21 protein-coding genes and 1 pseudogene are annotated in these 19343 nt (G+C 65.7%); 10 read left to right on the top strand and 12 right to left on the bottom strand.

The window, feature by feature from the left end; translation table 11 throughout:
• Window positions 1-130 precede the first annotated feature (130 nt).
• Together F7P10_RS39260 and F7P10_RS39255 are read right to left on the bottom strand one after the other, a co-directional pair.
• Complete coding sequence (locus F7P10_RS39260; RefSeq protein ID WP_151017068.1) at window positions 131-328, bottom strand: DUF397 domain-containing protein; 198 nt, start codon at window positions 326-328, stop codon at window positions 131-133.
• Window positions 325-1170 carry a helix-turn-helix transcriptional regulator gene (locus F7P10_RS39255; RefSeq protein WP_218040278.1) on the bottom strand — a complete coding sequence of 282 codons (846 nt, stop codon included), beginning with the start codon at window positions 1168-1170 and terminating at the stop codon, window positions 325-327. The genes F7P10_RS39260 and F7P10_RS39255 overlap by 4 nt, the downstream gene beginning before the upstream one ends.
• An 81-nt stretch (window positions 1171-1251) precedes the next feature.
• Between F7P10_RS39255 and F7P10_RS39250 the strand changes: the two genes are divergently transcribed.
• The 7 genes from F7P10_RS39250 (at window position 1252) to F7P10_RS39220 (ending at window position 6484) form a co-directional block, all read left to right on the top strand.
• Window positions 1252-1533, top strand: coding sequence for a hypothetical protein (locus F7P10_RS39250; RefSeq protein ID WP_151017066.1), 282 nt, complete (start codon window positions 1252-1254; stop codon window positions 1531-1533).
• Window positions 1530-1916 (top strand): ATP-binding protein, encoded by a 387-nt coding sequence (locus tag F7P10_RS39245; protein ID WP_151017065.1) that lies wholly within the window; start codon window positions 1530-1532, stop codon window positions 1914-1916. The genes F7P10_RS39250 and F7P10_RS39245 overlap by 4 nt, the downstream gene beginning before the upstream one ends.
• A 505-nt stretch (window positions 1917-2421) precedes the next feature.
• Entirely contained in the window at window positions 2422-2754 is a 333-nt protein-coding gene (locus tag F7P10_RS45615; RefSeq protein ID WP_151017064.1) for a MobC family plasmid mobilization relaxosome protein, read from the top strand.
• Window positions 2751-4304 (top strand): relaxase, encoded by a 1554-nt coding sequence (locus F7P10_RS39235; RefSeq protein WP_151017063.1) that lies wholly within the window; start codon window positions 2751-2753, stop codon window positions 4302-4304. The genes F7P10_RS45615 and F7P10_RS39235 overlap by 4 nt, the downstream gene beginning before the upstream one ends.
• A gap of 232 nt (window positions 4305-4536) precedes the next feature.
• Complete coding sequence (locus F7P10_RS39230; protein WP_151017062.1) at window positions 4537-5103, top strand: hypothetical protein; 567 nt, start codon at window positions 4537-4539, stop codon at window positions 5101-5103.
• Between the two features lie 2 nt (window positions 5104-5105).
• On the top strand, window positions 5106-5315 hold the full coding sequence (locus F7P10_RS39225; RefSeq protein ID WP_218040277.1) for a helix-turn-helix domain-containing protein: 210 nt from the start codon (window positions 5106-5108) through the stop codon (window positions 5313-5315).
• A 209-nt stretch (window positions 5316-5524) separates the two neighbouring features.
• Window positions 5525-6484, top strand: a complete 960-nt coding sequence (locus tag F7P10_RS39220; protein WP_151017061.1) for a hypothetical protein — start codon at window positions 5525-5527, stop codon at window positions 6482-6484.
• 645 nt (window positions 6485-7129) lie between these two features.
• Here the strand turns inward: F7P10_RS39220 and F7P10_RS39215 are convergent.
• From F7P10_RS39215 to F7P10_RS39180, 8 genes and pseudogenes are all read right to left on the bottom strand, one after another.
• Complete coding sequence (locus F7P10_RS39215; RefSeq protein ID WP_151017060.1) at window positions 7130-8470, bottom strand: site-specific integrase; 1341 nt, start codon at window positions 8468-8470, stop codon at window positions 7130-7132.
• A 307-nt stretch (window positions 8471-8777) separates the two neighbouring features.
• Window positions 8778-9959: a tyrosine recombinase XerC gene (locus F7P10_RS39210; protein WP_151017059.1), complete on the bottom strand. Its 1182-nt coding sequence runs from the start codon at window positions 9957-9959 to the stop codon at window positions 8778-8780.
• Between the two features lie 112 nt (window positions 9960-10071).
• Window positions 10072-10290 (bottom strand): helix-turn-helix domain-containing protein, encoded by a 219-nt coding sequence (locus F7P10_RS39205; RefSeq protein ID WP_218040276.1) that lies wholly within the window; start codon window positions 10288-10290, stop codon window positions 10072-10074.
• Between the two features lie 634 nt (window positions 10291-10924).
• A complete protein-coding gene (locus tag F7P10_RS39200; protein WP_151017058.1) occupies window positions 10925-11257 on the bottom strand; it encodes a hypothetical protein in 333 nt (110 codons plus the stop codon).
• Window positions 11258-11687: 430 nt separating this feature from the next.
• Window positions 11688-11912: pseudogene (locus tag F7P10_RS39195) on the bottom strand (IS3 family transposase); the annotation flags it as partial.
• A gap of 15 nt (window positions 11913-11927) precedes the next feature.
• Window positions 11928-12692: an IS5 family transposase gene (locus F7P10_RS39190; RefSeq protein WP_151017056.1), complete on the bottom strand. Its 765-nt coding sequence runs from the start codon at window positions 12690-12692 to the stop codon at window positions 11928-11930.
• 312 nt (window positions 12693-13004) lie between these two features.
• On the bottom strand, window positions 13005-13424 hold the full coding sequence (locus F7P10_RS43670) for a transposase (protein ID WP_218040275.1): 420 nt from the start codon (window positions 13422-13424) through the stop codon (window positions 13005-13007).
• 42 nt (window positions 13425-13466) lie between these two features.
• Window positions 13467-16391, bottom strand: a complete 2925-nt coding sequence (locus tag F7P10_RS39180; RefSeq protein ID WP_218040274.1) for a tetratricopeptide repeat protein — start codon at window positions 16389-16391, stop codon at window positions 13467-13469.
• A gap of 242 nt (window positions 16392-16633) precedes the next feature.
• On the opposite strand from F7P10_RS39180, the gene F7P10_RS45220 reads away from it, so the two are divergent.
• The 3 genes from F7P10_RS45220 (at window position 16634) to F7P10_RS42955 (ending at window position 18097) form a co-directional block, all read left to right on the top strand.
• Window positions 16634-16759, top strand: coding sequence for a hypothetical protein (locus tag F7P10_RS45220; protein WP_302851407.1), 126 nt, complete (start codon window positions 16634-16636; stop codon window positions 16757-16759).
• A 236-nt stretch (window positions 16760-16995) separates the two neighbouring features.
• Window positions 16996-17856 carry an IS3 family transposase gene (locus tag F7P10_RS39175; RefSeq protein ID WP_151017055.1) on the top strand — a complete coding sequence of 287 codons (861 nt, stop codon included), beginning with the start codon at window positions 16996-16998 and terminating at the stop codon, window positions 17854-17856.
• A 103-nt stretch (window positions 17857-17959) separates the two neighbouring features.
• Complete coding sequence (locus tag F7P10_RS42955) at window positions 17960-18097, top strand: hypothetical protein (RefSeq protein ID WP_176611825.1); 138 nt, start codon at window positions 17960-17962, stop codon at window positions 18095-18097.
• Between the two features lie 85 nt (window positions 18098-18182).
• Here F7P10_RS42955 and F7P10_RS39170 read toward each other — a convergent pair whose 3' ends face one another.
• Window positions 18183-18758, bottom strand: coding sequence for an IS630 family transposase (locus F7P10_RS39170; RefSeq protein ID WP_254716850.1), 576 nt, complete (start codon window positions 18756-18758; stop codon window positions 18183-18185).
• Complete coding sequence (locus F7P10_RS39165; RefSeq protein WP_151008099.1) at window positions 18674-19270, bottom strand: winged helix-turn-helix domain-containing protein; 597 nt, start codon at window positions 19268-19270, stop codon at window positions 18674-18676. Before F7P10_RS39165 ends, F7P10_RS39170 begins: the two co-directional genes overlap by 85 nt.
• Between the last annotated feature and the right edge of the window lie 73 nt (window positions 19271-19343).

Genomic DNA, 19343 nt, shown 5'->3' with positions numbered 1-19343 from the left:
AACGGACGGCAACGGCGGGCGTCGTCCACGTCGACCTACCGCCGAACCGCCCCGCGCGTACTCCATTGACCTGCAGAACGAACAAACCCCGTCGGCAAGATCGAGTCTGCGAACGGCCCCGAGCCGTCCTTCACCTAAGGTCCAACTCGTTCCGCTTCACGCTGGCGACCAGGCCAGCAAAGACCTTCGCAGAGAGCGCCAGGTGGCCGTCTCCCGCGGCCTTGCTGTCCCGAAATCCGATGACGCTGTCGAGGCGGGCGACCTCGACGCACTGGCCGCTGGTTCCATCGCTGGACCGGCTGCTCTTGCGCCATTGGGGGGAAGTCACATGGTCTCCCTGAGTTGCTCGATCAGGCTCCGACTGGAGTCTACGGGGAGAGCAACCGCCCCAATGCGGTCGAACCTGTCCACCAGCCCGTCGACTTCCGAGGCGTCCGCGACGAGCCGTCCGCCGGTGGGAGCCTCCACGTAGCCGACCAACCCCTCCTTGACCTTGATGATTTTGAACGGCCCGTCGAGGCCCGCGTTCGCGCCCGCGGTGTTGGGGACGATCCGCAAGGTCACGTTGGGCAGCTGAGACAGTTCGACGAGCCTGGCGAGCTGTTCGCGCATGACCGCCTTCCCTCCCACCAGACAGGGCAGCGCCGTCTCGGCCAGCAGCACCCAGAGGTCGGCGGGAGCATTCTTGGTCAGGATCTTCTGTCGAGCCATGCGCGCCTCGACCAGAGCGTCGATCCCCGGTTCACGTCCCTCGACCAGGAGAGCCCGCGCGTACTCGGGCGTCTGCAGCAACGCGGGGATCAGCTGGCCGCTGTAGATCTTCAGAACGGACGCGCGCCCCTCCGAGTCGGTGAAGGTCTTGAACCAGTTCGCGTCGTGCCCGAGCCGGGCGTACCAGACCATGGTCCTGAACAGGTCCCCGGTGTTCCACTCCTTGTCCAGGGTGCCGGCCTGGGCGTCGGTCAGCTTGGCCTCGCCGTTCTCCAGTCTGGAAATCGAGGAACGGGCGCAGTTGAGGAGCTTGGCCAGGGCGTGGCCCGACATGCCGCGCTGCATCCGCTGGAACCGCAGTTGGTAGGCGATCCAGGCCCACATCGACGATCGAGGCTCGGGGGACTCGTTGATGTGCATGGCACTTCCGTCCGTCGGCTGAATTTCCAGGAATTCCACGGAACAGCGACAGAGTAACCGCCACGCAGCACGCTTGTCCCGAAAACCCGAGGTCACAGCACTGGAACGGGAAAGTGCCACATGGCGGACATTCTGGAAAATGAACTCGATCCCAGGCGGCGGCAACACCTCCTGACCTGGCTGGCGAACCAGCTACAACGCTACGAACTCCAGCCCACCGTTCTGGGCACCGACGACAACGTCGTACTCCGCGTAATGAGCCCTCGAACGCACACGACCCGGTTCATCGCCTGCGTTCCCGCCCCACAAGTCGGAACGTGGGCCTGGGTGTGGTCCACCGACTGGGCACTGATCACCGACCCCCGGGCCGTACCGACGATCGCGGAGGCGATGAGCGCATGACGACCTGGAACGTCCTCGGCCACGTGACCTTGCCGGCCACCCCGGAGAGCGTTAGCGAAGCCCGCCGCTTCGCCGCCAAGTTGCTGGACGACACCGACCGCACCGCAACAGCGCAACTGCTGATCTCCGAGGCATGCACCAACAGCGTGCGCCACTCCAACTCCCGCCACGGCGGCACGTTCACTCTCCTGCTCTCCGACAGCGGCCACTCCCTCCGCTGCGAGGTGATCGACGCAGGCGCACCCACTCGGCCCACCCGTCGCCACGGCACCGAACCCCGCGACCACGGCCACGGAATCCTCCTGATCGAAACCCTGGCCACCCGCTCCGGCTACGACACAGACGAGACCGGCAACCTCCATACCTGGTTCGAGATCGCCTGACCAGCCGCAGGCCCCGACCGCAGACAACCCCCGTCTCGTTGAGCATCCATCCTCACCGAGACGGGAAGCAGACCACCACGTCACGTAACGGCCAAAGCGCTTCCCAAGCGCAACGCACAAACAACCGAACGCCCAAAATCGTGATGCGTTGCCGTGTCGCAACGCTGCTTCAATATCGAAAGCAGATAATCTATCGACTGCCCTACCCAAAACCGAACCCATCGACACCAGTCGACACTACTCAACCCCACACAGCCGTCTCGAACTCTGCTCGGCACCGGCTGGCAGATTTCGCGGCCAACTCACTTAGAGGCTGCAAGGTAGGAACGTGTCGCGACACGTCGTGGATTCATCGGAATCCACCGCACACCATTGTGGTGCGGGACCGGGCGCGGTCCTGCTTCCGTGATCGGAGGTGTTCGCAGCGAGCAACGACCAGGCCAGCAGGCCGCCGAGACTCCAGCGGCGCTCGCAGCTCGGCGGAGGCCGCCGACGGAACCGAGAGATGCGATTTCGAGTCAGCGACGAGGAATACGAAGAAATCCGCGCAGCAGCTCACCAGGCCGGAACGGCATACGGGACGTTCATCGTCCACACGCTCCGGACAGCCACCCGCCAACACGGGCACGGACACCAGCAGACCACAGAACTCTGCGAAGAACTACGCGCAATCGCGCGGCAGCTGAACAGAATCGGCGTGAACCTGAATCAACTAGCTCGCATCGCCAACAGCACAGGACAAACACCACCCGAACTGCCCGCCGCATTGACATACCTGGAGAAAATTCTCCGTAGAGTCGACGCGGCCTCCGTTGAGACGAGTCGGCGATTGCGTTGATCGGCAAAGTCACTCGCGGGCACAGCGTCGCACGCCTGCTCTCCTACCTGTACGGCCCCGGCAGACACAACGAGCACGTCAACCCCCACATCGTCGCCGGGTTCCGACTCCCCATGGCTCTGGAACCCGGCCTGGCCCGAGGAAACCGGGACTTCCGGCACCTGGTCGGCGTCCTCACCTCGCCCCTGGACACCCTAAGGCACACCCCGCTGGCCTCACCGGTCTGGCAGTGCTCGATCCGAGCAGCTCCCACCGACCGACCCCTGTCCGACGATGAATGGGCCGACATCGCCCAAGAGGTGATGCACCAGACCGGGTTCGCGCCACGAGGCGACGACCAGGCCTGCCGCTGGATCGCGGTCAGGCACGCCGACGACCACATCCACCTGGTCACCGTCCTGGCCCGCGAGGACGGACGCAACCCCAGCGTCCATCGCGACTACTTCAAGGTCGCCAAAGCCTGCCACGCCATCGAAGAACGCTACGGGCTCACCCGGACCGCCCCCGCCGACCGCACCGCGGCCCCACGCCCCTCCCGCGCCGAAACCGAACTCGCCCACCGCAAGAACTGGCCAGAGCCACCCCGCACCGCACTCCGCCGACACGTCGCGATGGCAGCAGCCGGTTCCGAGACCGAAGACGACTTCTTTGCCACCCTCAAAGAAGCAGGAGTGCTGGTCAAAATCCGCCACAGCGTCCGCACTCCCGGAGAGATCACCGGCTACGCCGTCGCGCTCCCGCACCACACCAACCAGAAGGGCCAACCGGTCTGGTTCTCTGGCGGGAAACTCGCCGCCAACCTCACCCTCCCCAAACTCCGCCACCGCTGGTCCACCCCACCAGATGCACACGGCCGCCGAGCACCCAGGCGATACGCCCCCAGCGGAGTAGAACTCACCCACCAGGAACGATCAGCGGCCTACCAGCAGGCCGCCCGAGCCACCGCCACAGCCACCTGGCAGATGCGCCACATCCAAGACTCCGCCGTCCGCGCCGACGTAGCCGCCGCAACCTCCGACATCCTCCACGTCACCGCAGCCATCACCGGCAACCGAGAACTCGCGCACGCCGCCGACTTCTACGATCGCGCCGCCCGCGAGCCCTACGGACGCCAGCCACGCCAGACCCCCTACGGCAGCACCCTCCGCACCATCGCCCGAACACTGGCCCGCTCAGAAATCAGCGCCCGCCTGAACCACAGCCACCGTCCCAGCCTCACCAGCGCCCTCTCCCAGCTCATCGTGCAGCTCGCCGCCCTGATCGAGACCGTCGCGGACCTCCGGCAGACGCAACAACGCATCGCCCAAGCAGCAGCCGCCCGCAAAGCCGCCGTACAGCTCACCGACCTCACCCGAACAAGGCCGCGCCAACCATCACCACCGCTTCCAGCAGTAATAAGGCCCCAAACCCCGAACCACAACGCCGCACGGCTCGCAGCAGCCGATTTCCCCGTCCCCCTCAGCCAGCACCTGGCAACCGCTCCGTACCAACGCCCCCGGACCGCCGCCCTACCGCCTGCTCCCGCGCGCCGCCGTCCCCCGTCGCGCTGACTCCCACGCGCGACACACACCACGTTGGGACACGCGGTCGTGGCGTAATGATCAACGCTGCCGCATAATTGACGGAGCGTAAAGATCGTCAACGCTACGCATGCAACATTGCGAGCACAGCGCTCTGAAGAACCTGCCAGCGCGTCAACGTTCAAAACCCAACCAGGAAGGACGAACACCGTGACCCAGCACCGCCCGAACCGGCGACTCAACCTCGCCAAGGAGAACTCGTATGGCCAACCCCATGCAAGACCCCCTCGGCCCGTCCCATGACGACCAAGACACAACCCGGCTCGCCGCCGCCCTACCGGACCACGTCCGCAGCCTCAACCACGCCACCGCCGGCCCGCCCGGCCTGACCCTCCCCTCCACCGCCTACGCCATCCTCGGCAACCTCGGCGCAGCCACCTTCGGCCTGGACCAACTTCTCGACCAACTCAACCGCTTCTTCCTCCGCGAACTACAAGCCGGACGCCTCGGCCACGACCACGGCGAAGACATAACCGAAGTCCTGAGCCGCCACGGCCAGTCACTGGCCGAAGCCCGCCGCCACGCCCAAGCCCTCTGCACGGTCCTCACCGAAGCACAAGCAGAGATCAACGCCGTCCACAGCCACCCGGCCCCGCTCAAAAACGACATCCACGCCCACGACGAGGCATACGAGGATGACAGAGCCGGCGCCTCACTGGCCGCCGCCGATTTCCCCATATCCATCACCGAGACACTCCTCGCGCAGCGTCCCAACACTGACAGGCCCTCCTACGCCCAACCCCGCCGCTCGAACAGCCAGGAGGCCTGAAGATGGAACCGATGACCCGCGAGGAACTCGCCGCCCTCCCCACGACAACCACCATCGAGACCGCCGCCCGCGCTCTCGGCCTCGGCCGAACCCGTGCTTACCAACTCGCCCGCGAAAATCGCTTCCCTTGCAAGATCATCCGCATCGGCACTACCTACCGCGTAGTCACAGCCGACCTGCACCGCCTGCTGTCGAAGCAGGGCGAAGCTTAATACAACCCATCGCCAGCCCCCTCGTCGCCTCGCGAGGGGGCTGTCTCCCGATCGATCCGGGCCAGGCATGCGGCATCTCCGACTGATCTCGTCCCGGCACACCCATAACGCATAAAACAGACATATCACCAACCTGGCGCACAAACGTCGTGCCAGGTGCCACCTCAACCGACTGGCGCGCGACGCGCGGCAAGCATAGTATTACGAACATGGTCTCGCGTCGACTGGTTTTCTCCAAGTGGAGTTCGGTTCAGAACCGGCCAGATTTCCTTCCCTCTACAGTTGCAACGGAGCTCGCCGAAGCAATCGCCGCGGATCCGGAATCTACCGTTCTGAAGACCGATGAAGTAACTACTGGCATTACGGTTATTGAAGCGGGATCCGAAACCGAACCAACCATTATTCAGCTACTTGCGCTTCGAGGCCCTACACAAAGACCTTCCCAGTACACTCCTGGAGAAAAGCTGGGCCCACTTCCACTGTTGGACGACCAATACCCGGCGGATGTCACACATGTCGCTATTTGGCCCGACGGTATCGTTGGGCAAGACTTGCATAGCAACGCTCCCAGACTCGGACGCCTCTCTTTTTACCTTAGGAAAAAACTCAACCAACATGTAGCTTTTGAGCAACTTTTTAGGCCGGACATGCGCGAGCGCCTCGAAGAAATCAAAGGACACTTGCGCACGGTTCAGATTTCCCTGACTCGTCCAGAGTATATTGACACCAGGGGAGGTGCGTTTGCAACGCTAATCCCCCAGGTCTTCGGCGAGGCTGCACCGTCCATTGCTGTAACCATCGGAATGGGAAGATACGGGCCCCGGAATCGCTACCTAAATGACGCGACAGAAGAGGCAGTCTTTCAGGTAGTAGAAGATATGCACGACCTCGTCGACCGTCTGATTATTTCGGGGAGAAACGAGAGAACCGGTCGAATCGAAGAAATAAATCTCTTGAACGAGAGAATGCAAGTTCACACTGATTTGCCTCCAAGTCCGGATGTTGACACCCTTCCGGACGAGCGGGCAGTAATTGACGAACTCAAGTCGGCGTATCGAAATTTCCAAGTCAGCGGCATGTTTGTTCGCGCCGTTCAAGCCCAAGCCATGCGCCCGCGCTTGAGACTGTCAGACCCTAGCGGTAGGGTTTACCCATGCTCACACGGCTAGCTCGCATGTTCGCCTGGCTGGATAGAAATCTATGGGCAGTTCCCGCAATCCCTTTCATTGCTTTCGAGATAACGTCAATAGCAATGCACCTAGCTGGATACGGGCCGATGCTGCTTGCTGCGGCTTCCACTCCAGCCAGACAACAGACGTATGCGTCTCTAACGAACACTGCCAGCGCGCTACTCGGCTTCACAATTGCAGCTATCGCAGTACTGGCCGCGTTCCCACAGCGAGCGTCTAATAATCCCACCCAGAGGGCGTCTGAACAAAGACTTGCGACTGCACGAACAAAACTAATGGCTTCACTGTTGGCAACAAGCGTTTTTATGCTTACTCTTCTAACTTCCGCGACTGTTGCACTTGCAGTAGATTCAAAGAAAGCAGGGAATGCGCTTCTAGTGGCTCTTGTTCAAGGGTCTGCTCTGGCGATTATTTTTGGCCTTCTAGTCGGAGGCATCGGCGTACTCTTGGTGCTAGTTGAGCGTTCAAGCAGCCCTTAATATGCTTCATGTAGACGACTCGGAACCAGTGTATAGCGATTGATAGGATGATTCAAATTGCAAGCCTCTCCTACCAGCACCGATTCTCTAATGAATGCCACAGTGAAGCTTCGGAAAGCAGCCTGCGGGCGATGACGTAAACACCTCAGTCGGTGCGGCGGCGGCTGCGGATTTTGTCGAAGGCGGCGAGGGCCGTGTCATCGGCATCGTCGAGGGTGTGTAGGTAGCGCTCGGTCGTGGAGATGGAGCCGTGGCCGAGGCGTTCTTTGACGACTTGGAGGTCGGCTCCGCCGGCCAATAGCCATGATGCGTGGGCATGTCGGAGGTCGTGTATGCGGACCTTGGTGTCTAGGGCAGCTTTCTTCAGTGCTGGTTTCCAGATTTGTTTGCGGAACCAGTTGGCGGGGATGTGGCCGTCGGTCTCACGGCGGCGGGGCTGGCGGGGGTTGTCTTTGCCGTTGGCGCGGCGGCGGGCGCGGTAGTCCGCGAAGGCTTTCCTGCAGTGGTCGCATCGGCATTTAGCTGCGTTGTAGGCGCTCAGCGTGCCGTGGCGGTAGCGGTGCCCCTTCGCATTCTCCTGAGTCCAGCCGAGTGTTTCGGGGTCTAGGGCGGGGGCGGGTTGTTCTTCGGTCGCTTCTGGGCGGTAGACGAAGAGGAGGTCGTCGAGGCCGAGTTTCTCTTCGTCGATGTGGTCCTGGAGCTTGTCGACCATCTGGTCGCTGAGCTTGAAGCGGCGCCACTCCTTGTCCTTGGGGTAGTCCTTAACCAGGAAGCGTTTACCTTCCGGGTGGAACTTGGGGTTGAGCTCGACCACGACGCGGCTGACGGTCAGGAGGCGGGATCGGGCCTTGAGGTCGCGGACGCGGAGTTCGGTGAGCTCGCCCCAGCGCAGGCCCGTTTCGATGGCGGTCTCGATGAGAAGCCTGGAGTCGGCGTCCGGGAGGGCGTGGTAGAGGTCGTCGAACTGCTCGGGTGTGATGATCTCCAGCGGCTTTTCGGGGACGGTGGGTGTGCGGACTCCTTTGCAGGGGTGGATGTAGGTCACCTGGTCGTGTAGTGCGGTGGTGAAGATCGCGCTGAGCAGGACCTTGTTGTGGCGGATGGTCGAGGGTGAGATGCCGTCCTTCTTCATGCGGCTGATCCAGGCCCGTACGTGTTCGGGCAGGATGTCCATCATCCGCATCGTGCCGAACTCGGGCATCACGTGCTTGTAGATCGCGTAGTGGTAGCTCTGCATCGTGGTCGGCTCGACCTCGTGGTTGGGCAGCCAGGTCTCCTCCACGTACTTGCGGAAGGTCTGCCGTCCGCGTTTGAGGTTGAGGTCCCTGCCCTTGCCGACCTCGGCTTCGGCGCGCTGCCACGCCTTGTCGGCGTCCTTCTTGGAGGAGAAGGTGCCCGCCGAGACGGTCTTGCCTTTGAGGTCTTCGTAGCAGGCGGTGTAGCGCGGCCGGCCGTTGCGGTCCAGCCGCTTGAACGAGTACCCCAACGCCACTCCCCCGGGATGATCGTTTGTTAGTGGCTCGTTAGTGGACTGTGCCTCATGGGGCGTCACGGTGAATGACGCCGCGTCACTGACTCTAGCCGTCTGACCTGCATGTTCTCACGAAATCTCTTGATCGCGTTGGAGTTGAATGAACGCTTGTAAGTCACTGGGGGTCAAGGGGTCGTGGGTTCAAATCCCGCCGTCCCGACAGAGAAACACCAGGTCAGAGGGGCTTCGGAGATCATCCGAGGCCCCTTTTTCGATCTTCAATGCCGATGGGGAGCCAAAAGGGGAGCCACCCACCCTCGTCCTACGCCGACTTCCCCGGACCGAACACCGCGTCCGCGACCTCGGCACCCCGGGTGATGACCGGCCTCAACTGATGCCGGTACACCTCCCCCGTCACCGCCGGCGACGAGTGCCCGCACAGGTCCGCGATCGCCTCGATCGGCACTCCGCTGTCACTCATGATCGACACGAACGAGTGCCGCAGTTCCCGGGGCGACCAGCTTTCTCCGATCCCCGCTTTCCTCGTGATGAGACGGAACGCCCGCCGCACGTTCGCGGCGTCCAGGGGCCGCCCGGTGGTCGAGCAGAACACGAGGCCGTGATCCCGCCACTCCTCCCCCGCCCGGAGCCGCTGTGCGGCCTGGCGGGCGTGGTGCCTGCGCAGAGCCTCAGCGGCCTGCCCGGGCAACTCCAGCGTCCGGCGTGACTTCTCGGTCTTGGTGTCGCCGTGGGCCCGCACAGACCGCCACACGTAGATGGCGAACTTCTCGTGTTCGAACCCGTCCGCGGTCACCGGCCGCCAGCCCGCCTCGCCGTCGGCCTGGGCGACGACGTGGTCCCACTGCATCGCCCGGGCTTCCTCGGTGCGGATCCCGGTCAGGAGGCTGACCACCACGTAGGCGTGAAGCCTCGACGACTGGGCCGCCTCCAGCACGGCCCGCGCCTGATCGAGCGTGAGCGCCCGACTCGGGCGTCCCGCCGTCCCCTTGGGGGTCTTGACCAACTCGGCCACGTTCCGAATGACCATGTCCCGCGCTTGGGCTTGCCGGATCGCGCGCTTGAGGATCGCGTGCACCAGCCGCAGGCTCCGGGACGACAGTGAACCGGCGAGCCCGTCCAGCCACTCGCCCACGTCATCGGCGCGCAGGTCCTTGAGCCTGACCTTGCCGATCAGCGGGATGACGTGCTTGCCCGCGAGGCTCCGGTAGTTGACGACCGTGTCGTCGTCCAGTCCCCTGAGGCCCTTGGCGAGCCAATCCTCGACGGCTTCCCCCACGTTGTAGTTCGCCGGGCTCTTGACCCCCGTCTCCAGATCCACGACGGCCGCCTTGAGCCGGTCCAGGACCTGGCTCCTGGTCCTGCCCTTCCGCTTGAGCCGTCTTCGCTTGCCGTCCGGTCCGAAGCCCAGCGCCAGGGCTCCGGTGTAGCCCCCTTTCTCCGGGTAGATGGTGCCTTCGTACTTACCGATCACGATCTTGCTCATGCGATCTCTCCCCCGCGTCGATGGAGTGTCTGCAAGCGAGCCTCGGACCCCGCTCAGGCAGCTGGACCACAGGACTCCATGCAGCACAGCGCAGCATTTACGCTACACAGAGTCAGATTTTATCCTCGGCGGAGGCGATGAAGTCGGCGAGCTGCCGCTCGGTGATCCGGCGCAGCCGCCCGATCTTGATGCTGCGCAGGCGGCCCGTCCGGATGAGCATGAAGACCTTGTCCCGACCGATCTGGAGCATCTCGGCGACCTGCTCGACCGTATACGCCTGCACCCGGCCGACACTCCGGTCCGACGGATCCTCAACACTCAAGCTGGCCACCTCCCCATAGCCTCAAGGCAGGCTGTTGAAGGACACAGAGTCCGCCTCGCGTCCAGGGATGGTGGTCAAGCGCTTCCCGGAAGACAACGATTCTGAAGGCGCGCATAGCCCTCCAAGGACATACGGAGCGAACAGGCAGAGCAGGGCTCGACGGCTGACCACAGCAAGAGTCGACGCTCTCCTGCAAGGAGGCAGCCCCACGCCCTCGGGGGGGCGCCGAACAACGCGGTTGAAGAGCAACGATGCAACACCCAACAACGATCGTCAACTCAAGGCAACGATCTGGCGTGTCCAAGTTCTATAGGCAACGTTGCCAGGTAACGGGAGAGGCACCACCGAAGCCGGCCGATCCCGGTGGGCCGCCGGCGGCGAACGGCGGACGAGGCGGACGACGTCCGTCCACCTCGTCCGCAGCGTGGACGGCCGTCCGCCGCACGGCGGACGAAAGGCGGAGCGGCTCCGCCAGGGATTCCCGGACGCCGTACACGTCACCCAGTCCGCCAACTGTTCCGGTCTGCGCGGTGGCCGCAGGGGACGTTGCCATGCACGGTGCGGACAGCGCTCGGGTGCACGCTGTCCGCACCGCCGTCCGACCTCACCGCAACACTCCGCGAGTCCTCCAGCCGACGCAGGTTCAGGGAAGTCTGCGGCACACCCCGTCAGCGACCTCATCGAGTTTGCGAACCGCCCGCGCCGCGGCCTCGGCGTACCAGTGAAGCTCCGTGGCCGGTTCGCCCGAGTTGAGTGCAGCGACAGCCTGATTCAGGTTCACTCCGATGCGATGGGCCAGCCCCGCCGCATGCATGAGGTCGCCGAGAGCTTCTCTCAGCTCTACATACTCCGGGCGGGGCGAACCCGCCGCAGCGGCCAACATGGTCTGCGCCGCCCACGCGGCGATCGCCAGATGCTCACGTTCAGCCGCGGCCTTCACAACAGCGTGCTCCTCCTCCGACAGGGCGATGAACACTGCCCGGTCGCGCCGTGGCGAGCCATGCCTCCTCGAGTTCCGCCTCATCGCCCTTCGCGGCCCCGGCTTGCCCGCCTCGTCCCCAGCCAACGACACCCCCGCCGGATCGCGCCCGATCCAGTCCACGCCCCCGGACCGTGCCCGGTCCGGGGCAACATCATTATGTTTTGCATTTCTTGCCCCGCGGCGGCGAGCGCGGCGAGGCAACGCCAGGTCGCTGCCGATGACCGTCCGAGCGTCCGCACTCGCGGCACGCACCGGTCATCGACCGGAGCCACTCTCCGGCGACAGGCCCGTGGGTTTCAGGCTGCCTCTCCACCCCCTCACGCGCCACCGCTCCGCGCTCAGGGCCGCCTTCGAGGCCCTGAGCGCGGAGCGGTGGCATGGTCGATCGACTGCCCGGTCAACAGTTCGTAGAACTTTCGGGGCCTGGACCCGGCAGCTTCGTGATATCCCAGGTCCAGATCTCATTGGGTGCGCGGGCGACCAGGTAGGGCTTCTTGCGGGCCTCGTGGCGGGCCTGGGCGCGCCGCTCGCGGACCTGGTCACGAGCCCGCAGCTCCCGGTACATCGTCGACACCGACGCCAGGTAGACGCCCTCGTCCAGCAGCGCGGCCCACACCTGCCGGGGTGCCTTGTCGGCGAACCGGTCACTGAGCCTTTTCCATCTTCAGCCTGAGCTGGCCAGGTGGAGGCAGAGGACGGCCTTGACGAGGCCGGTGGTTCGGCCCGGTGAGCAGCGGAGCTTGCGCAGGAGGCGCCAGGACTTGAGCGCGGCGACGGCCTGCTCGACCAGTGCCCGGATCCTGGCATGGGACCGGTTGACGGCCTGCTGCCCCTCCGAAAGGTTCTCCCACCGGCCGCGATAGGGGACGCGGACCGTGCCGCCGGCGCCCTGGTAGGCCTTGTCGGCCCAGCAGGAGACGCCGGTCTCGGCGAGGGCGTCGATGATGCGGTGTTCGCGGGCCGCGCGGACGTCGTGGACGGCGCCGGGCAGGGCCGGTGAAGCCCACAGCAGCCGTCCGGCCGGATCGGCGAGGACTTGCACGTTCATCCCGTGTTTCTTGTGCTTGCCCGAGTAGAAGGGCCGGTCGGCGGCGACCCGGTCGATCGGCAGCAGCGTGCCGTCGAGTAGGACGAACGCCTTCGTCGATGCCGTCCGGGCCGCCTGGGCGAGCGTCGGGGCCAAGGCGGCCAGGACCTCGATCGCCTCGGTGATGTATCGGTAGGCGGTGGTGGTCCCGACGCCGAACCCCGCGGCGAGTTGGGCGTAGGTGTGTCCGTTGCGCAGGTGGGCCAGGACGAGCAGGGCCTGGCGGCCCGCGGGCAGGCGCCGCCACCGGGTGCCCAGGGCGAGGCGGTGTTCCCGCAGGCGGTTGGACAGGAGGCGCAGGGCGGCGCTGGACACATCGATGCCGGACGGGTAAACAAGCATGGAAGCCTCTGGTGGAGCCGGTTCTCTTGGTCGAAAACCGATCTACCAGGGGCTTCGCTCGTCTGTCGGCCCGACCCCGCAGCCCACCGCAGCAGGTTGAAAAGGGCTCACTGTTGAGCACGGCCACCAGCTCGGCGCGTTCATCTGCGGTCAGCGCGTTCGGCGGCGCCGGCCGCGCAGCCGGGCCACCGGTTTCGCAGGACGGTTTCCGCCGCCGGTAGAAACCGGAACGCGGCACTCCCGACAATGTGCACGAGGTGGTGACCGGCAGATGTTCTGCCAGTAGCGCCAGGGTGTCGTCCCGGCAGGTGTTCACGAGTTCTCGGTGTCCGCGCTCTCGGACATCGTTTCCAAGAGCGCGAATCCTTTTCCCATGATGTCCAGGGCGACCTCGGTCTGCTTCACTTTCCTGGCCATTGCGGCGTTCTGCCGTTCCAGGCGTGCCTTTTCCTTGCGGAGCTGCTCCAGTTCGGCCTGTTCCGGCGACTTCTCCTTCTTCGTGGTCGGCCGGTCCGTTCCCGATGCGGTCAACTGCCCGGCATCGCGTTGCCGGCGCCACAGGGAGATGCTGGACTCGTACAGGCCCTCCCGGCGCAGAAGCGCACCCTTTTCGCCGGACGGTGCGGCGTCGTAATCCTCCACCACCCGCAACTTGTAGGCGGCCGAGAAGGTCCGCCGCTTCGGCCGGTCGGCTCGTGGCCCGTCGTCGGAAGGAAGGTCGTGGCTGGTCATCGTCACTCTGCTCGGTACCCGTTCTCGCCCTGCTCAAGTCAGTTAGGGAACTTCATCCCCTGGTGTCCCATCTGAGCCTGACACAGAGGGCTTCGCCGCTTTCTTCCAATAAGTCATGTGGTCGCGAATGGCTAGGGTGTGCGGGTGGGCGGGGCCTAGCACGCGCAGGGACTCGGCCAGTAGTTCTTCGAACGCGGTCGCGGCGGCGGCAGTTTCCCCGGCCTTGCCCAAACGCGTGGCCAGATTGCCGCGGATGGTCAAGGTGTGTGGATGGTCGGGACCCAACACGCGCAGAAACTCGACCAAGAGCTCCTCGAATATGGTGGCGGCTCCGGCGGCATCCCCAGCATCACCTCGCCAGAAGGCAATATTGCCGCGGGTCATCAGGGTGGCGGGGTGATCGGGACCCAGTACCCGCAACTGATCAGTCAGGAGTTCTTCGAGTGCGGTGGCGGCTCCGGCGGCGTCCCCGGCCTCGCCTCGCCGCACGGCCAGGTTGCCGCGCAGGGTCAAGGTGTGGGGATGGTCGGCACCCAACACGCGCAAAGACTCCACCAAGACTTCTTCGAACGCGGCGACGTCTCCGGCCTGCTCTCGCCAGAAGGCCAGGTTGTTGCGAGTAGCCAACGTTTGGGGGTGGTCGGGGCCCAGTACCCGCAGTTGATCGGCCAGGAGTTCTTCGGCGGCGGTGGCGGCTCCGGCGGTGTCCCCGGCCTTGCCACGCCAGGCAGCCAGGTTGCCGCGGGCGGTCAAGGTGTGAGGATGGTCGGGACCCAACACGCGCAGAAACTCGACCAAGACCTCTTCGAACGCGGCCGCGGCGGCGGCAGCGTTCCCGGCCTCGCCCAAACATGCGGCCAGGTTGTTGCGGACAGTCAGGGTTTGGGGGTGGTCAGGACCCAACACGCGCAGGAGTTCGGTCAAGAGTTCCTCGAATGCCGCGGCGGCTCCGGCGCTGTCACCGGCCTTGCCTCGGAACATGGCCAGGTTGCTGCGAGCGGTCAAGGTGTGAGGATGGTCGGGACCCAACACGCGCAGGAACTCGACCAGTAGTCGCTCAAATGCGGTGACGGCTTCGTTCACGTCCCCGGCCTCGCCTCGCCAGAAGGCCAGGTTGCTGCGGGCGCTCAGGATGGCGGGGTGATCGGGCCCCAGTACCCGCATTCGATCGGCCAGGAGGTCTTCGAACGCGGTGGCGGCTCCGGCGGCGTCCCCGGCCTCGCCCCGCCACGAGGCCAAGTGGCCGCGGGCGTCCAGGGTATGAAGATGGTGGGGTCCCAGTTCTTGCCGGCAGATGGCGTGCAGGTTGGTGTAGGCGGTGCAAGCCGCGATGGGCTGCCCGGTTTCACCCAAGCTGCTGGCGGCGCGAAACAGCACGAAGTGGGCGCCGGTGTCGGTGGTGCACAAAGCGCTGCCGGCAGCTCGCTGCAAGGCGCTGGTGTTGGCACGCAGGACCTGACCGCGGTCGTCGCGTTCGATCTGTGGCCAAGCATCCAGCAGGGCGTCGGCGGCGGTCTGGCTGATCTGGGCCAAGAGGATTGGGCCGTAGTCGGGCTTGGAGTGGAGGTTCTCGCGGGTGGCGCGCTGGATGAGTTGGTGGACGCGGACCTGGTGATGGGCGGCGGCGCGGTTGTATTCGATCAGGTTGTAGCGGTGTAGCAACCGCAGCCCTTGGTCGATGGTCTGATCGGTGAGGTCGTTTGGGGCCGGTAGGTGGGAGGCGAGGTAGTCACGGACGGTGCTGCTCGTGAACACCGCTGTGGGAATGCCGTTGGGGTCCAGGACGCTGGCCAGTTGCATCAGGGGTCGCGCCAGCCCCCGTGGGCGGTCCTGATCAGCGCGGTCAACGGAGATGTCCCAAACCGCCGAAACGATCCGCTGATCCTCAGCCAGGTCGTCGGGTTCAGGGACGGTGTCGGCCAGCAGCTTGCCGAGCAGCAGTTGGCGGTAGGGGCCGCAGTCCAGGTCCTGCTGGAGCATGTAGGCCGCGGCCTGGGCCAGCGCCAGGGGAAGATGTCCCAACTCGCTGATCAACGCGGCCCGCTGAACGGGGTCGGCGGCCAGATCGCCGAGTCGGTGTTGTAGATAGGCATTGGCCTCCTGGCCGGTGAACAGGCCGACCTCCACGACTACGGGGTGCAGTCCGGGCGGGGACAGGTCGCGGCGGCGAGTGGTCACCATGGTGGTGCCTGCAGGGGAGGCCGGCGGCCACAGTCCGCGCAGGTCGCCGTGGGCCTGGACGTCGTCCAGCACCAGCAGCCAGCGTTGGTCGGTGGTGGCGGCCCAGTCCAGAAACACCCGGGCGGCATAATCGGAGTCGTCGCGGTCAGCCAGCTTCAAACGGACGGCGGCGTTGGCGTAAGCGTCCACAACTCCGGCGCGGGTGGAGGCGGTGACCCACACCAGCACCTGCACGCCGCGCTGGCGGGCGCTGCGGGCGTAGGCGGCAGCCAGCTGGGTCTTGCCTATCCCGCCCGTGCCGGCCAACACCTGGCACACCACTCCCGTCCCGACGGCTGCGGCCTGCTGCTCCAGCCGGTCAGCGATAGCCCGGTGCTGATAGCAGTCAGCCTCGGGCGGGATCGGTCCCACCTGTACCAGCGGCGGCGACTGCCATGCCGGCGCGGGCGGGTGCGATGTAGGCGGGCGGCCGCCAGCATTGGCTTCGGCGCGCGCCTTGGTCCAGGTGTCGCGCCACCAATCCGGCGGCGGGATGACAGTGTCGGGGCTCTTCTCCTTAGCCAACGGTCGCAGGTACTCCTCCACCAGCCAGTGCACGGTGTCCAGGCTGCCTGGAGTCCGCTTGCCACGTCGCCACTCACTGAAAGAGCTTTTGTTGAACGGCACGGTCGGCTGGCGCCGATTCGCCCGGTTCTCCATGGCCTTCCCGGTCGGCGCCCCCGCCGCTTGATGCAGCTCTTGCAGCCGCTGAGCGAAGGCCTCGATCGCGCTCACCGATTCCGTCACCGTGCCTTCCTCATCATGAGCTCCCCCAAGTGACGCCTGGGTCCTGGTTGCCGGCGGCCGTGCGGCTGTAGACGGAGGCGATCAGATCTGATCGCCGGCCCCTCAGAAAACCCGCCGAGGCCAGGTCACCACGGTCCTACACCAGACGGGTTCACGCCGGAAAACCCATCGAACAGGTGCAATCGAGTCGCTGTCCCGGCCCACTCAGAGGGCTCGGAACCACCCCGAGAAGGAGATCGCCCATGACCGCCCCGTCTCTTCGTACCCGGCTTGGCCGCGTTGCGCTGACCGCGTTCGTGCGCGGCAGTGCCACCGCCGCCGGCGCCGCCGTTATCAGTCTGGCCACCTGGTGGATCACCCACCGCTAACCTGGGACCGCACGAGTGGCCCACCTCACCAAGCCGATGCAGGCAAGCGCCCGAGCAGCTGACCACCGCCGAACGCGAGGAACTCAAGCGGCTGCGCCGCGAGAACAACGAGCTCAAGCGGGCCAACAAGATCCTCAAGGCGGCCAGTACGTTTTTCGCCGCCGAGCTCGGCCAGTCCCGGACGAAGTAGTCGCGGTGGTCGACCACCTTCGCGACCGCTTCGGGGTTGAGCCGGTGTGCAGGGTGCTGAACATGTGCTCGGGCACCTACTACGCCGCAAACGCCGCCCGCCTTCGGCCCGCGCCCAATGCGACGCCGTCCTGCTCGAGCAGGTCAAAGACGTGCACCAAGCCAATTACGGGGTCTACGGGTCCCGGCGCGTCCACCAGCAGCTGCGCCGCCAGGGCATCCAGGTGGCGCGGTGCACGGTCGAGCGACTGATGCGCGAACACGGGCTGCAAGGAGTGCGGCGCGGCAGTCGTCGGCGCCCCACCACACCGGATGAGTCTGTGCCGCGGCCACCGGACCTGGTCAACCGGCGCTCCGCCGCAGGCCGACCGGACCGGCTGTGGCTGGCCGACATGACCTACATGCGCGCCTGGGAAGGCTGGGTGTACATGGCGTTCGTCCTGGACGCCTACACCCGCCGGATCGTGGGCTGGCAACTGGCCGACCATCTACGCACCGACCTGCCCCTGGACGCGCTGGAGATGGCGCTATGGCAACGGCGGCGCGAAGGGCGGCCGCAGGCCGACGGCCTGATTCATCACAGCGACAACGGCTGCCAATACACCAGTTTCCGGTACGTCGCCCGCCTCGCCGACGTCGGCGGCATCGCATCGGTCGGTTCGGTCGCCGACTCCTACGACAACGCCACGGCCGAAGCCTTGAACGGCACCTTCAAGGCCGAACTGATCCACCGGCGAACCTGGCGCACCCGTGACCAGGTCGAATACGCCTCCCTCGAATGGATCGACTGGTACAACCATCACCGTCTACACTCCCCCATCGGTGATGTGCCACTGCCAGCCACCTGCCGAGTACGAAGCCAACCACTACCCGTTCCCCCAACCCCAACGCCAGCCGGCGCCAGGTAGACCGGACTTCACTGAACCCGTTACCGCTCAACTCCCACTGCCCTGCGACTACTGCACGACGTACTCCCTGCGCTGGAACCGGCGCAGCGGCGAGGCGCGATGCGTGACCGGCGAATGCCGCGACGGCGACGGCGCCCGGCCCGTCGCGCGCATGGAGATCGGCCGGTTCACTGGCACGGCCGCGCTCGTCTGGCGCGACGGACGCACCGTGACCTACCACGACGAGGACACCGCGGCATGACCGTCACCTGGCCCTGGACGAGGCCGCGCAGCTCCTCGACCCGCCCATGAGCGTCGAGCAGCTCCGCCACCTCGTCTAACCAGAGTTAATTGGTGATGGCGGTGGTGAGGGTGAGGCCTGTGGGGGCGAGGCAGCCGTCGATCACGCCGGGGTGGTGCTGGATGACCTTGAGCCGGTGCTTGATCATGCCGGCGAGGTCGTCCAGGTCGGTGGCCAGGAAGTTGACCATGGAGCGTTTCAGCAGCGACCACACCGTCTCGGCCGGGTTCAACTCGGGGGCGTAGGCTGGCAGGTAGAACACCGTGAGCCAGTCGGCGTGGGCATCGATGAACGCGCGCATCGCCTTGGAGTGGTGGATGCCGAGGTTGTCCCAGACCAGCACGATCTTGCCGCCGGGAAGCTGCTGGTGGGCGGCTTGGAGCATGCGCTTGTACTCGGCGAGGGTGAAGCCGGCGCGTTCGTCTTTGCGGCGGCGGTAGCGGTGGATGCGGTAGATCAGCCGGGAGCGGTGGCCGGGCCGGTAGCAGACCATTCCGGCGATCGAGACCCGCGAGCCGTGCTCGCCGCCGTGCACGCTCACCCGGGGTCGGTGTCCCCGGCGGCTCCAGGTGCGTCCTTTGGGCGGCTTGAGCCCCTGACCGGCCTCATCTTCGAAGCAGATCCAGGCGCCCAGGTCCGCCGCGGTGTTTCCACCTGCGGCCACACCTGCTCTTTCCACACCTCGATCGCCCGGTCGTTGCGTTCGATGGCGCGGCGTCCGGGGACCTGCACCGACCAGCCGTTGCGGCGCAGCAGCAGCGACACACCCGGCCGGGTGTAGTCGATGCCGAACAGCCGGCGGATCACCTCGGCGACCCGGTCCAGCGTCCACCGCTGGTCATGGGCCCAGCCGTGCGCGGCGGGGCCGCGGTTCAGTTCGGCCTCCAGCTGCGCGAAGGCCGCCTGGTCCAGCCGCGGGCGCCCGTGCGGACCCTTGGACCGCAGCGCCTCGGCCCCGCCCTCGCGCCAGGCCCGCCGCCACTTCTCCACCTGCCGCAGCCCGACCCGCAGATCGGCGGCGATCCGGGCGTTGGGCCGCCCTTCGGTGAACCACTGCGCGGCCTGCATCCGTACTTGTTCTCGTTTGTCACGGCCGACGGCGGTCATCCCGCCGCCCTGGGGGTATCTGGCCATGTCACCGGCATACGCCCACACCGACGGTCCGTCGACTTACCCGGCCGCCATCACCCAATAACCCTGGTTAGGC

The organism is Actinomadura sp. WMMB 499, assembly GCF_008824145.1.
GTDB lineage: Bacteria > Actinomycetota > Actinomycetes > Streptosporangiales > Streptosporangiaceae > Spirillospora.
The sequence above is the reverse complement of the archived record's forward strand: the minus strand, read 5'-3'. Positions and strand labels throughout refer to the sequence as shown.